The organism is Nocardia bhagyanarayanae (genome assembly GCF_006716565.1).
Taxonomy (GTDB): Bacteria; Actinomycetota; Actinomycetes; order Mycobacteriales; family Mycobacteriaceae; genus Nocardia; species Nocardia bhagyanarayanae.
On the sequence record NZ_VFPG01000001.1, the window covers coordinates 2,913,188 to 2,926,806 of the forward strand.

General features: G+C 68.1%; 15 protein-coding genes. 11 read left to right on the forward strand and 4 right to left on the reverse strand.

All coding sequences use genetic code 11. The annotated features are described in order from the left end of the window. Nucleotides 1-171: 171 nt before the first annotated feature. The 4 genes from FB390_RS12370 to FB390_RS33495 all read right to left on the reverse strand — a co-directional run bounded on the left by FB390_RS12370 (nt 172) and on the right by FB390_RS33495 (nt 3,073). Nucleotides 172-1,548, reverse strand: coding sequence for a phosphomannomutase/phosphoglucomutase (locus FB390_RS12370; RefSeq protein WP_141809083.1), 1,377 nt, complete (start codon nt 1,546-1,548; stop codon nt 172-174). 210 nt (nt 1,549-1,758) lie between these two features. Further along, entirely contained in the window at nt 1,759-2,136 is a 378-nt protein-coding gene (locus FB390_RS12375; protein WP_141811716.1) for a DUF3499 domain-containing protein, read from the reverse strand. Between the two features lie 155 nt (nt 2,137-2,291). After that, complete coding sequence (locus tag FB390_RS12380) at nt 2,292-2,777, reverse strand: metallopeptidase family protein (RefSeq protein WP_221639250.1); 486 nt, start codon at nt 2,775-2,777, stop codon at nt 2,292-2,294. A gap of 62 nt (nt 2,778-2,839) precedes the next feature. Then, on the reverse strand, nt 2,840-3,073 hold the full coding sequence (locus tag FB390_RS33495; RefSeq protein ID WP_185757232.1) for a WhiB family transcriptional regulator: 234 nt from the start codon (nt 3,071-3,073) through the stop codon (nt 2,840-2,842). A gap of 489 nt (nt 3,074-3,562) precedes the next feature. Here FB390_RS33495 and cofD point away from each other — a divergent pair, with 489 nt between their 5' ends. The 11 genes from cofD to mtrA all read left to right on the forward strand — a co-directional run bounded on the left by cofD (nt 3,563) and on the right by mtrA (nt 13,544). Further along, entirely contained in the window at nt 3,563-4,561 is a 999-nt protein-coding gene (gene cofD, locus FB390_RS12390; protein WP_246123985.1) for a 2-phospho-L-lactate transferase, read from the forward strand. Beyond that, on the forward strand, nt 4,558-5,901 hold the full coding sequence (locus FB390_RS12395) for a coenzyme F420-0:L-glutamate ligase (RefSeq protein WP_141809085.1): 1,344 nt from the start codon (nt 4,558-4,560) through the stop codon (nt 5,899-5,901). The genes cofD and FB390_RS12395 overlap by 4 nt, the downstream gene beginning before the upstream one ends. A 49-nt stretch (nt 5,902-5,950) precedes the next feature. Next, the gene (locus FB390_RS12400; RefSeq protein ID WP_141809086.1) at nt 5,951-6,469 is read left to right on the forward strand and encodes an NUDIX hydrolase; all 519 of its coding nucleotides are present in this window, start codon (nt 5,951-5,953) and stop codon (nt 6,467-6,469) included. A gap of 183 nt (nt 6,470-6,652) precedes the next feature. Beyond that, the gene (locus tag FB390_RS12405) at nt 6,653-7,888 is read left to right on the forward strand and encodes an alkane 1-monooxygenase (protein WP_141809087.1); all 1,236 of its coding nucleotides are present in this window, start codon (nt 6,653-6,655) and stop codon (nt 7,886-7,888) included. Continuing rightward, nucleotides 7,885-8,058, forward strand: coding sequence for a rubredoxin (locus FB390_RS12410; RefSeq protein ID WP_141809088.1), 174 nt, complete (start codon nt 7,885-7,887; stop codon nt 8,056-8,058). The genes FB390_RS12405 and FB390_RS12410 overlap by 4 nt, the downstream gene beginning before the upstream one ends. Further along, nucleotides 8,055-8,237: a rubredoxin gene (locus FB390_RS12415; RefSeq protein WP_068061951.1), complete on the forward strand. Its 183-nt coding sequence runs from the start codon at nt 8,055-8,057 to the stop codon at nt 8,235-8,237. The genes FB390_RS12410 and FB390_RS12415 overlap by 4 nt, the downstream gene beginning before the upstream one ends. A gap of 40 nt (nt 8,238-8,277) precedes the next feature. After that, nucleotides 8,278-8,925 carry a TetR/AcrR family transcriptional regulator gene (locus tag FB390_RS12420; RefSeq protein WP_141809089.1) on the forward strand — a complete coding sequence of 216 codons (648 nt, stop codon included), beginning with the start codon at nt 8,278-8,280 and terminating at the stop codon, nt 8,923-8,925. Between the two features lie 339 nt (nt 8,926-9,264). Then, the gene (locus FB390_RS12425) at nt 9,265-10,320 is read left to right on the forward strand and encodes an alkane 1-monooxygenase (RefSeq protein WP_246123986.1); all 1,056 of its coding nucleotides are present in this window, start codon (nt 9,265-9,267) and stop codon (nt 10,318-10,320) included. A 106-nt stretch (nt 10,321-10,426) separates the two neighbouring features. Then, complete coding sequence (ahcY, locus tag FB390_RS12430; RefSeq protein ID WP_141809090.1) at nt 10,427-11,911, forward strand: adenosylhomocysteinase; 1,485 nt, start codon at nt 10,427-10,429, stop codon at nt 11,909-11,911. Between the two features lie 229 nt (nt 11,912-12,140). Next, nucleotides 12,141-12,788: a dTMP kinase gene (locus tag FB390_RS12435; protein ID WP_141809091.1), complete on the forward strand. Its 648-nt coding sequence runs from the start codon at nt 12,141-12,143 to the stop codon at nt 12,786-12,788. Between the two features lie 78 nt (nt 12,789-12,866). After that, the gene (mtrA, locus tag FB390_RS12440; RefSeq protein ID WP_040781845.1) at nt 12,867-13,544 is read left to right on the forward strand and encodes an MtrAB system response regulator MtrA; all 678 of its coding nucleotides are present in this window, start codon (nt 12,867-12,869) and stop codon (nt 13,542-13,544) included. Nucleotides 13,545-13,619: the final 75 nt, after the last annotated feature.

A 13,619-nucleotide genomic window follows, 5' to 3' on the forward strand; every position in this document is an offset into this window, starting at 1 on the left:
GCGTCCGGATCGTCCACACCGAGCCCAGGTCGGGCGAATCCAATGTCAGTGATTCCACTATTCCAGTCGGGAGCGATCGTTGCTCGAGATCTCGCGTTGGGCAGAGCCTTCTGCTTCCACGGTCGAATCCTGAGCGTGTGATTCCACTCCGTCGTAACTCCACTATCCCAGTCAGGACCGGACGATGCCCAAAATCTCGGTCACGAGTGCGTCTACTTCCTCCGGCGATCGGGCCTCGACGTTCAGCCGCAGCAACGGCTCGGTATTCGAGGCGCGCAGGTTGAACCAGGCGTCGTCGGCCAGCTGGACGGTCACCCCGTCGAGCCGGTCCACCGACTTGGCGCGATCCTCGAACGCCTCGACCACGGCCAGCGTCCGCTCCTTGGCGTCGGCCACCGTCGAGTTGATCTCGCCGGAGGCGGCGTAGGTCTCGTAGGACGACATCAGCTCCGAGATCGGGCGGTCCTTCTCGCCCAGCGCGGCCAGCACGTGCAGCGCCGCGAGCATGCCGGAGTCGGCGCCCCAGAAATCGCGGAAGTAGTAGTGCGCGGAGTGCTCGCCGCCGAACACCGCGCCGGTGGCGGCCATCTGCTGCTTGATGAACGAGTGGCCCACCCTGGTACGCACCGGGGTGCCGCCCAGCTCGTGCACCAGCTCCGGCACCGCCCGCGAGGTGATCAGGTTGTGGATGATGGTCGCGCCCGGCTCCTTGGCCAGTTCGCGCTCGGCGACCAGCGCTGTGATGGCCGAGGGGGAGACCGGCTCGCCGTTCTCGTCCACCACGAAGCAGCGGTCGGCGTCGCCGTCGAAGGCGAGACCGATGTCGGCGCCGGAGTCGCGGACCAGCCGCTGCAGATCGACCAGGTTCTTCGGGTCGAGCGGATTCGCCTCGTGGTTGGGGAACGAGCCGTCCAGCTCGAAGTAGAGCGGCACGATGGTCACCTGCGGCAGCGTGCCGAGCACCTCGGGCACCGTGTGCCCGCCCATGCCGTTGCCCGCGTCCACCGCGATGGTGAGCGGGCGGATGCTCTCCAGATCCACCAGCCCGCGCAGGAATCGCGCGTAGTCGGCGAGCAGATCCATCTCGGTGGCGCTGCCGTGCGGCCCGTCGAATTCCGGCACGCCCGCGACGAGCTCGTCCTTGATGGCGGCCAGACCGGTGTCCTGGCCGACCGGCAGCGCGTTCGCGCGGCACAGCTTGATGCCGTTGTACTGGGCGGGGTTGTGGCTCGCGGTGAACATGGCGCCGGGGCAGCCGAGGCGGCCGGAGGCGAAGTACAGCTGGTCGGTGGAGGCGAGACCGATGTGCACAACGTCGAGACCCTGGGCCCGCACGCCGTCGGCGAAGGCGGCGGCCAGCTCGGGGGAGGACTCGCGCATGTCGTGGCCGATGACCACGCGGCTCGCGCCCTCGCCGCGCATCAGCCGTGCGAAGGAAGCGCCCACGTCCCTGACGAATTGCGCGTCGATCTGTTCACCGACCACACCGCGAACGTCGTAGGCCTTGATCACCGCGTTCACGAATTCGGCAGAGCGGGCGACTGTCATGGGCACTACCCTAGTGTGCCCCGCCGACACCGTGGGACCGCTCCCTACCCTGCGCCCCGATTTCACCCCGCGGGGCCGTGGCCCAGGCGTCCCGTAGCGATCGGAAGGCCACCGCGGGCAACCGATTTCGCCGGCAAATGGAAGACGGCGTGACGACCCGGCCGGGAGGCGCGAATAGGCGTGCGGGTGTCGCGAGACGAGAGCGCGAGTTCAGTTCGGCGGATCGGGCAGCACGCGCAGATGCCCGCGCCTGCCGGTGCGGGTGGTGCGCTGCGGCGCGGGGGCATAGTCGCGATAGCCGCGCTGATCGGGCTCCGGGGGACGCCGTCGCAGACCGGCCTCGCGAACGGCTTCGGCCAGTGCGGTGAGATCGTCGTCGTCCGGGGTGGTGGAGAAGCCGCCCTCGTGGCGGACCAGCTCCCAGCCCTTCGGCGCGGTGATCCGGGAAGCGTGCGTTTCGCACAGGTCCCACGAGTGTGGTTCGGCGACCGTCGCGAGCGGACCGACCACCGCGGTGGAGTCCGAGTAGACATACGTGAGCGTCGCGACGGCCGGATTCTTGCAGCCGGGTCGGCAGCAACGACGCATGGGGATCACGCCGATGAGAGTAACCCCCCTGGCCTCCGGATGTGGACAGACACGCGCGAAGAGTGGCGGCTCACACGCGTGTCTCCGGCCATGCGTGGTCGTCGAGCGGACTCGTACGGCCGTGTCCGTCCGGCGCGAATCGCCCGATTCGGGACCTACTCCTCCTCCGCCTCCGGATCGATGACGTCCGGATCGACGCCGAGATAGGTGGCGATCTGCTGCACGAGCACCTCGCGCAGCAGTTCGACCAGATCGTCCGGATCGCTCGCGCGCAGCTCGAGCGGTTTGCGGAACAGCACGACCCGCGCGCGGGTCGCCTGCCCGTGCCGGTCGACGCCCGCGGGGATCAGCCGGGACAGCGGGACCGGTCCGTCGGCCACCACCTCGTCCGGCCAGGTGACCGAATCAGGGTGCAGCGGACGGATTTTCGGTACATCGTCGACGGCGATGTCGAGTTTGGTGAGCCGATCGTGCCAGCGGCTGTCGAGCGGGGCGAACGCCTCCAGCACGAGCCGGTCGAACTGCTGGCCTCGGGTGCGCCAGGCGGGCACCGTCGGCGGCAGCATCGGCCCGCGCACCCCGCGGCCGCGTCGGATCACCGACCGGGCGGTGGGCGGGCGTCGATGGCGGGAACGGGACATACCCAAAATCTAGGTGAACTCGCACCGACCCCGCGCATCGAGGTCGGTGCGACACCTTCGTGTCAGCCGATACCGCGCTTGAGGCGCCGGCGCTCCCGCTCGGAGAGACCGCCCCAGATGCCGAAGCGCTCATCGTGTGCGAGTGCGTACTCCAGGCACTCGCCGCGTACCTCGCAGCCCATGCAGATCCGTTTCGCCTCGCGGGTCGAGCCGCCCTTCTCGGGGAAGAACGCCTCCGGATCGGTCTGCGCGCACAGGGCACGCTCCTGCCACTGCTCTTCGATGCTTTCGAACATCTCGTCGAAGCCCGTCACGACCAGGCTGAGCCGGGGTGTCGACACCGCGTCACCGCCGTCTTGCTCGCTCCGGCCGATGTCTGCGCAGACGCCACGTGCTGCGCCTGCTGTGGAATCGGGTTGCGAGACCATATCGTTGGCCATCGCTCCGCCTCCTCACTGTGTGTTAGCGCAGAATGATTCTTTCCGTCGGACCAACACGCACACCGACGGCCCTACCCCGCGACGTTGTCCCGCGGACATCCCCGAGCGCGTCACTCCGGCTCGAACATCTGTTCGAAAAGTCGTCCGCGCCTTGCACTCTCGCGCGAACCCGGAATGACATGACTGTGATTAGACACGCCGGACGTGTCGATGGTCAAGCCGCCGTCGCTATTCCGTTACTATCCGCGATCGATTTCCGTGCTGATCTTGGTGTATGGCATAGCAAATGACCAGCAAATATAGCCCGAACACCGCTCGCTTCGGCACCGCATAGGCTGTGCGGATGTGACTGGACAACAAGCGGACATCGCGCCCGCCAAGGGGCCCAAGATCGCCGTCCTGGTCGGTGGAGTCGGCGGCGCGCGCTTCCTGCAGGGCGTGCGGGAACTGCTGCCGGAAGCCGACGTTTCCGCGATCGTGAACGTCGGCGACGACGTCTGGATGCACGGCCTCCGCATCTGCCCCGACCTCGATACCTGCATGTACACCCTCGGTGGAGGGATCGACACCGAACGCGGCTGGGGCCGCGTCGGCGAGACCTGGCACGCCAAGGAGGAGCTGGCGAAATATCACGCGCAGCCGGACTGGTTCGGCTTGGGCGATCGCGATATCGCGACGCACTTGATTCGCACCGAAATGTTGCGCGCCGGGTATCCACTCTCGGCGGTCACCGAAGCGCTCTGCAACCGGTGGCAACCCGGCGTGAAACTGATCCCGGCAACCGACGATCGGTGTGAAACGCATGTGGTTGTCAGCGACCCCGAGAACCCTGGCGAACGCCGCGCGATCCATTTCCAAGAGTGGTGGGTTCGATACCGCGCGAACATCGACACCCATGGATTCGCCACAATCGGGGCGGATGAAGCAAAACCGGCCCCAAATGTGACGGAAATCATAACGTCCGCCGACGCGGTGCTGCTGGCGCCGTCCAACCCGGTGGTGAGCATCGGCGCCATCCTCGCGGTGCCCGGCATCCGCGGCGCGCTGCGCACCACCGAGGCGAAGGTGATCGGCGTCTCCGGCGTGATCGACGGAAAACCGTTGCGCGGCATGGCCGACGAGTGCCTGTCGGTGATCGGCGTCGAGACGACGGCCGAGGCGATCGGCCGCTATTACGGCGCCCGCTCGGCCACCGGCATTCTCGACGGCTGGCTCATCCACAGCACCGACTCCGCCGACGTGCCCGGCGTCGAGGTGCGCAGCGTCCCGCTGCTCATGACCGACCCGCCGACGACCGCCGAAATCGTGCGCGAGGCGCTGGATCTCGCGGGGGTGAAGCCGTGACCTCGATCGACCACGCCGCGGGCGAGCTGAGCATCCTGCCCGTCACCGGCCTGCCGGAGTTCCGCCCCGGCGACGACATCGCCGAGCACATCGCCGCGCGCGCCCCCTGGCTGGCCGACGGCGACATCCTCGTGGTCACCAGCAAGATCGTCGCCAAGGCCGAGGGCCGAATCGTCGCCGCGCCACTGGATCCCGAGGAGCGCGACGCCGCGCGCCGGGCGCTGGTGGATCAGGAGGCCGTGCGGGTGCTCGCGCGCAAGGGTCGCACCCTGATCACCGAGAACAAGCTCGGCATCGTCCAGGCGGCCTCCGGCGTGGACGGCTCCAATGTCGAGCAGGGCGAATTGGTGCTGTTGCCGAGCGATCCGGACGCCAGCGCCAAGGCGCTGCGGGCCGCGCTGGCCGAACGGCTCGGCGTGACCGTCGCCGTCGTCGTCACCGACACCATGGGACGGGCTTGGCGCAACGGGCAGATCGACGCCGCGATCGGCGCGGCCGGGCTGCGGGTGCTGCACGACTACGCGGGCTCGGTGGACGGGCAGGGCAACGAACTGCACGTCACCCAGGTGGCCGTGGCCGACGAGCTGGCCGCCGCCGCGGATCTGGTGAAGGGCAAGCTGGGCGGCGTCCCGGTCGCGGTGGTGCGCGGGCTGCCGTTCGTCGACGACGGTTCGGGCGCGACGGATCTGCTGCGCCGCGGCACCGACGACCTGTTCTGGCTGGGCACCGCCGAGGCCATCGAGCGCGGGCGTGGCGAGGCCGTGTTGCTGCGGCGTTCGGTGCGCCAGTTCGCCGACACCCCGGTCGACCCGGAACGCATCCGGTCGGCGGTCGCCGTCGCGCTGACCGCGCCCGCGCCGCATCACACCCGGCCGGTCCGATTCGTCTGGCTGCGTGATCGAGACCTGCGGAACCGGTTGCTGGAGGCGATGGCCGACAAGTGGCGGGCCGACCTGACGGCCGACGGACGCGACCCCGAGCGGGTGGAGCGGCGCGTGGCGCGCGGCCGGATCCTGTTCGACGCCCCCGAGGTGATCATCCCGTTCTGCGTGCCGGACGGCGCGCACGACTATCCCGACGAACGCCGTCGCGCCGCCGAGCGCACCATGTTCACCGTGGCGGTGGGCGCGGCCGTGCAGGGTCTGCTCGTCGCGCTGGCCACCGAGGGGATCGGCAGCTGCTGGATCGGCTCGACCATCTTCGCCCCCGAGATCACCAGGGACGTGCTCGGTCTCGCCGCGGACTGGAATCCGTTGGGCGCCATCGCCATCGGTCATCCGCTGGAGGAGCTGACGCCACGACCGGTGGCGGGGCCGGGGGACGGGCTGGTCGTGCTGTGAGTGCGCGAGTCGTCGGAACGATCGGGCCGAGAGTCGACGGGGCGGCGCGGTGAGCGCCGAGTCGCTGCACGCGTCGGCGACGTCGCTGCTGGAGACCTGGCGGCCCGTGGCGGACCAGGATCGGTCGCTGCGCGAGGCCATGCTGGCGTTCCTCGGTTCCGCGCCGCGCGGGTGTCTGCGCGAGCACGCCCCCGGCCACATCACGGCCTCCGCCGTGGTGTTCTCGCACGACGCCCGTGAGGTGCTGCTGACACTGCATCCGAAGGTGGGGCGCTGGATTCAGCTCGGCGGGCACTGCGAGGAGGGCGACGAGACCGTCGCCGACGCCGCGCTGCGGGAGGCGACCGAGGAGTCCGGTATCCCGGGCCTGCGGATCGAGCCCGGCCTCTACGGTGCGCAGGCGCATCCGATCACCTGTTCGCTGGGTGTGCCGACCCGCCACCTCGATCTGCTGTTCCGTATCACCGCGCCCGCCGGTGCGGTCCCGGTGCGCAGCGCGGAGTCGACGGATCTGCGGTGGTGGCCGGTGGACGCGCTGCCGGAGGACGCCGAGGTCTTGTTGTACTGAGCGGCGCTCGTGGTGGAAGGCGTTCGGCCGGTGGTTCGTTCCGGCCGAACGCCTTTCGTTACGTCATAACAACTTTACAAATCATTTCTTTTGTATAGACATGAGACAGTTGTCGTTCTAATGTCCACCTCAGAAGTATTGTGCGTCACACCCCGGTGTGCGCCGCACTGATGGGAGACATCGATGTCGACGGATGCCGACGCGCCGCAGCGCCCGGTCGAAGCCCCGGCCTGGCGCGATCGCAAGCGCTATCTCTGGCTCTGGGGGCTGTTCGCGCCGACCGGCTTGTTCACGATCGGGCTTCCGCTCATCTGGGCGCTCAACGAACTCGGCTGGCATCGCCTCGCGCAGGTGCCGTTCTGGCTCGGCCCGATCCTGGTCTACCTGGTGATCCCGCTGGCCGACATCTTCTTCGGTCCGGACGGCGAGAACCCGCCCGACGAAGTGATGGAGTACCTGGAGAACGACAAGTACTACCGCTATCTCACCTACCTCTACCTGCCGTTCCAATACGCCTCGCTGATCATGGCCTGCTACCTGATCAGCGCCGACGATCTGAGCTGGCTCGGCATCGACGGTGGCCTGCACGTCGTGGACGAGATCGGCCTCGCCATCACGGTCGGCACGATCGGCGGCATCGGCATCAACACCGCGCACGAACTCGGGCACAAGAAGGTCGACCTGGAGCGGTGGCTGTCTCGCATCGCGCTGGCCCAGTCGTTCTACGGCCACTTCTACATCGAGCACAATCGCGGCCATCACGTCCGCGTCGCCACACCGGAGGATCCCGCGAGTTCCCGTGTGGGCGAGACCTTCTGGGCGTTCTGGCCGCGGACCGTGTGGGGCGGCCTGAAGTCTTCCTGGCGGCTGGAGAAGGTGCGGCTCGAGCGGCTGGGCAAGAAGCCGTGGTCGCCGCGGAACGAGGTGCTCTCGGCCTGGCTGATGTCGGTCGTGCTGTACGCGGCGCTGGTCGCGGTGTTCGGTCTCGGCGTGCTGCCCTACCTGGTGTTGCAGGCCGTGATCGGTTTCAGTCTGCTGGAGGCGGTCAACTACCTCGAGCACTACGGGCTGGTCCGCCAGCGCACCGACACCGGTCGATACGAGCGGCCCGCCCCGGTGCACAGCTGGAACAGCGACCACATCGTCACCAACATCTTCCTGTACCACCTGCAGCGGCACAGCGATCACCACGCCTACCCGACCCGCCGCTACCAGACCTTGCGCAGCTGGGACGGCGCGCCCAATCTGCCGAGCGGGTACGCGAGCATGATCCTGCTCGCCTACTTTCCGCCGTTGTGGCGCAAGGTGATGGACAAACGGGTGCTCGCGCACTACGGCGGCGACATCACCCTGGCCAACATCCACCCGGGCAAGCGGGATCGGATCCTCGCGCGATACGGGGCGGAGGTGAAATCATGACCGTATACCGTTGCCCCGTCTGTGATTACATCTTCGACGAGACCAAAGGCGCTCCGCACGAAGGGTTTCCGGCAGGCACCCGGTGGGCCGACGTGCCCGACGACTGGTGCTGTCCGGACTGCGGCGTGCGGGAAAAGATCGATTTCGAACCGGTAGGAGTGACCTCGTGACCGAATACAAGCTGTACCAGTGCATCCAGTGCGGCTTCGAATACGACGAGGCCAAGGGCTGGCCGGAAGACGGCATCGCGCCCGGCACCAGGTGGGACGACATCCCGGACAATTGGACCTGCCCGGACTGCGGCGCGGCCAAGGCCGACTTCTTCATGGTCGAGATCGAGCGGTCGTGAGATTTTGACTGGGGCGGATGCCCGTGACAACCTCGCGGGTATGCCGCGCAATGGACCGAGGGTTCCGTACCAGGAGGCGGCGCGGGAACTCCTGCGCACGTCTGTCCTCGACGCCATGCGCGAACTGCTGACCGAGCGGGACTGGTCCAAGATCACCCTCGGCGACGTCGCGGCGCGGGCCGGCGTGAGCAGGCAGACGCTGTACAACGAGTTCGGTTCGCGCGCCGGCCTCGCGCAGGGGTACGCCCTGCGCCTGGCCGACGACCTGGTCGACCACGTCCGCAGCGCCATCGCGGGCAACGAGGGCGACGTCCGCTCCGCGTTCCGCGAAGCGCTGTCCGGCTTCTTCCTCGACGCCGCCGCCGATCCGCTGATCCAATCGCTGATCGTCGGCGAGGTGAAGCTGGACCTGCTACGCCTGATCACCCTGGACGCGGCGCCGCTGGTCGAACACGCCACCGAGCGGCTGGCCACGGTGTTCCAGCACAGCTGGGTGGACGCGACGGAGGCGGAGTCGGTCGTGCTGGCGGGCGCACTGGTCCGGATCGCGCTCAGCTACATCCCGACGCCGCCCGGGCCGGGCCGCAACGCGCCCGCCGATCTGGCCGAACTGCTCGGGCCCTACGTGGAGGCCATCCTGGCCGCCCGCGAAGTGGGTCGACCGGCTGCCTCGGATTCGCTCGATTAGGGGATGGGGCCCCGAGAAATAGGGGCCACCGCCGCCCTGGTTAGGGGAACCTTAGGGGCGAATCCCCGATTTGCGGGAGGTATGCCGTGAGTGCTATCACATGTGAACTCCCTGAAAATCCGACCGCCATGCTTGTAACGGTCGACACGTTTGGACCGCGAAGTCCGGTGTAACGGACTTCGAGGCTGTAAGTATTCTCATACATCGGAGTTAGGATTCTTAATTAGCGGGGCAAACGTGCAAACGGTTGGCAAACCGGCGGGATCGGCTGATCCCAAACGCCATCTGTGGGTTCTCGGCCTGATCGCACCGGCTTCCGCGTTGCTGCCCTCACAGCTTGTGCTGCACACTGGCGCCGCGGTGTTCTGGTGGATCGGACCGATCATCGTGCTGATGGTGATTCCGTTGCTGGACTGGCTGGTCGGCGAGGACGGCAGCAATCCGCGCGACGAGGACTACGAACTGCTGTCCAACGATCGCTACTACCGGTGGTGCACCTTCCTGTTCCTGCCGATCCAGCTGATCGGCCTGATCATCGCCGCCTACATGTGGGCGGGTGACGAGCTGAGCGTGCTGGACAAGCTCGGACTGGCCGCCACGCTGGGCTTCGTCAGCGGCATCGGCATCAACGCCGCGCACGAGCTCGGCCACCGGGTGGAGCACATGGAGCGCTGGCTGGCAAAGATCGCGCTCGCGCAGTCCGGTTACGGGCACTTCTACGTCGAACACAACCGCGGCCACCACGTGCGCGTCGCGACGCCGGACGACCCGGCGAGCGCGCGGCTCGGTGAGTCGCTGTGGGAGTTCCTGCCGCGCAGCGTCGCGGGCGGTTTCCGGTCCGCGCTCGCGCTGGAGAAGGAACGCCTGGCGCGCAAGGGCCTGCCCTGGTGGACCGTGCACAACAACGTGCTGCAGGCGTGGGCGATGACGCTGGCGCTGTTCGGCGCGCTGATCGCCGCCTTCGGCATCGCGGTGCTGCCCTGGCTGCTGTTGCAGGCCGTGATCGGCGCGGCCCTGCTGGAGACGGTCAACTACGTCGAGCACTACGGCCTGCTGCGCGAGCGCAAGCCCAACGGGAGCTGGGCCCGCTGCTCGCCGCGCGACAGCTGGAACAGCGACCGGCTCGTCACCAACATCTTCCTGTTCCACCTCCAGCGGCACAGCGACCACCACGCCAATCCGGGACGTCGGTACCAGACCCTGCGGAGCTCGGAGGAGGCCCCGCAGCTGCCCGCGGGCTACGCGAGCATGATCGTGTTCGCCGCCATCCCGCCGCTGTGGCGCTCGATCATGGACCACCGGGTGCTCGCCCACTACGACGGCGACATCACCCGCGCGAACATCCAGCCGCGCAAGCGCACCCGGATCCTCGCGACCTACCGCGCGACGGCCTGAGCGCCGCGTCCGTGCCCGTCGAGGCGTGCCCTCGACGGGCGCGCGGTACGTCGCGAGGCGTTCAGCGACTAGCCTTGCATCGGTACAGCCGACCATGGAGAGGCAGATGACGACCTCAGAACTTCCCGCACGCACGTCCATGACCCCCGATGTCCGCAATGGCATCGATTACAAGGTGGCGGACCTGTCGCTGGCCGAGTTCGGCCGCAAGGAGATCCGTCTGGCCGAGCACGAGATGCCCGGTCTGATGGCTTTGCGCCGCGAGTACGCCGACGTGCTGCCGCTGAAGGGCGCGCGCATCTCCGGCTCGCTGCACATGACGGTGCAGACCGCCGTGCTGATCGAGACCCTCACCGCGCTCGGCGCGCAGGTGCGCTGGGCCTCGTGCAACATCTTCTCCACCCAGGACCACGCCGCCGCCGCGGTCGTCGTCGGCCCGCACGGCACGATCGACGAGCCCAAGGGCACCCCGGTCTTCGCCTGGAAGGGCGAGACCCTGGAGGAGTACTGGTGGGCGGCCGAGCAGATGCTGACCTGGCCGGGTGAGCCCGCCAACATGATCCTCGACGACGGCGGCGACGCCACCATGCTCGTGCTGCGCGGTGCGCAGTTCGAGAAGGCCGGTGTGGTCCCGCCCGCCGACGAGGACCACTCCGCGGAGTACACGGTCTTCCTGAACCTGCTGCGCGAGCGCTTCGAGACCGACAAGGGCAAGTGGACCGCGATCGCCGAGAGCGTCAAGGGTGTCACCGAGGAGACCACCACCGGCGTGCTTCGCCTGTACCAGTTCGCCGCCGCGGGCGAGCTGGTGTTCCCGGCGATCAACGTCAACGACTCGGTGACCAAGTCGAAGTTCGACAACAAGTACGGCACCAGGCACTCGCTCATCGACGGCATCAACCGCGGCACCGATGTGCTCATCGGCGGCAAGAAGGTGTTGATCTGCGGTTACGGCGATGTCGGTAAGGGGTGCGCGGAATCGCTTGCCGGACAGGGCGCCCGGGTTCAGGTCACCGAGATCGACCCGATCAACGCGCTGCAGGCGCTGATGGACGGCTACGACGTGGTGACCGTCGAGCAGGCGATCGCGAACGCCGACATCGTGATCACCTCGACCGGCAACAAGGACATCATCACCCTCGAGCACATGAAGGCGATGAAGGACCAGGCCATCCTCGGCAACATCGGTCACTTCGACAACGAGATCGACATGGCGGCGCTGGAGCGTTCCGGCGCAACGAAGTTGAACATCAAGCCGCAGGTCGATCAGTGGACCTTCGGTGATTCGGGCAAGTCGATCATCGTGCTGTCGGAAGGCAGGCTGCTGAATCTGGGCAACGCGACCGGCCATCCGTCGTTCGTGATGTCGAACAGCTTCTCCAACCAGGTGATCGCCCAGATCGAGCTGTGGACCAAGCCGGACGAGTACGACAACGAGGTCTACCGCCTGCCCAAGCACCTGGACGAGAAGGTCGCCCGCATCCACGTCGAGGCGCTCGGCGGCACGCTGACCAAGCTCACCAAGGACCAGGCCGAGTACATCGGCGTCGACGTCGAAGGCCCCTACAAGCCGGACCACTACCGGTACTGAGCCTTCCCTCGCGCGAGCGGCCCGGCGACCCACGCGGTTGCCGGGCCGCTCGGCGTGTAAGCCCTTGTCGCGCAAGCGCGCCGAGACGCACGGCCCGATCCGCGGACCGGCGCGGGGCACGGCGATCGAGGTCCGCCGAACCCGTCGGCCTCGACGCGCGCGGACCTGCCGTTCGGGCCGCCGGTGTCGGTGGCGGCTGCCGCGGCGGCGATCGGTACTGTGACCTGCCATGGGTGCCCTGATCGCGCTGGAAGGTCTGGACGGCGCCGGGAAGCGCACGCTGACCGACGCCGTGATCGCCGCGCTCGCCGACCGCGGACTGCGCGCGGCCACGCTGGCCTTCCCGCGCTACGGCCGGTCGGTGCACGCCGATCTAGCCGCCGAGGCGCTGCGCGGCGCGCACGGCGACCTCGCCGACTCGGTGTACGCGATGGCGTTGCTGTTCGCGCTGGATCGCGCCGACGCGCGCGCGGAGCTGGCGAAACTCTTGGCGGACAACGACATCCTGATCCTGGACCGCTACGTGGCCTCCAACGCGGCCTACAACGCCGCCCGGCTGCACCAGTCCGCCGAGGGCGAGATGGCCCGCTGGACAGCCGATTTGGAGTACGGCCGGTTCGGCCTGCCGAAGCCCGACGTGCAAGTGTTGCTGGACGTCTCGTCCGAGGTGGCCGCCGAACGTGCGCGCCTGCGCGGCGAACTCGACGAGTCCCGGGCGCTCGACGCGTACGAACGCGACGGCGGGCTCCAGCGGCGCACCCTGGAGGTGTACCGTGAGCTGGCCGAACGGAACTGGCACGGCCGGTGGTGGACGTACCGAATCGGTGACGATCCGGCATCGCTGGCCGCGCGTATCGCCGAAATTGTTGCCCGATAGGGTTGGATGTGCGGCGGGTTCGCACCAGTGTTGGCGTGGCGGCCCGATCCTGGCCTGGGAGATGACAACATAGTAATTATGAAGCCGAAGATTCTGGTCGTCGACGACGATATGGCACTCGCTGAGATGCTCACGATCGTCCTGCGCGGGGAAGGGTTCGACCCGCACGTGGTCGGCGACGGTACGCAGGCACTGGCGGCGGTTCGCGAGATCCGCCCCGATCTGGTGTTGCTGGACCTGATGCTGCCCGGCATGAACGGCATCGACGTGTGCCGTGTGCTGCGGGCCGATTCCGGAGTCCCGATCGTCATGCTCACGGCGAAGACCGACACGGTCGACGTCGTGCTCGGTCTGGAGTCCGGTGCCGACGATTACATCGTCAAGCCGTTCAAACCGAAGGAGCTCGTCGCCAGGGTGCGCGCCCGCCTGCGCCGTACCGAAGAAGAGCCCGCGGAGCTGCTGTCGATCGCGGACATCGTGATCGACGTGCCCGCGCACAAGGTGAGCCGGGGCGGTCAGCAGATCTCGCTGACCCCGCTCGAGTTCGACCTGCTGGTGGCCCTCGCCCGCAAGCCGCGCCAGGTGTTCACCCGCGAGGTGCTGCTCGAGCAGGTCTGGGGCTACCGGCACGCGGCCGACACCCGGCTGGTCAACGTGCACGTGCAGCGGCTGCGCGCCAAGGTCGAGAAGGATCCGGAGAATCCCGAGATCGTGCTCACCGTCCGAGGCGTCGGCTACAAGGCCGGACCGCCGTGACCGATGGCGATGCCCAGCAGGCGGACGGCCAGGGCTCGAAAGAGGCCGCGTCCGCCGCGGGTGATCGGCCGGGCG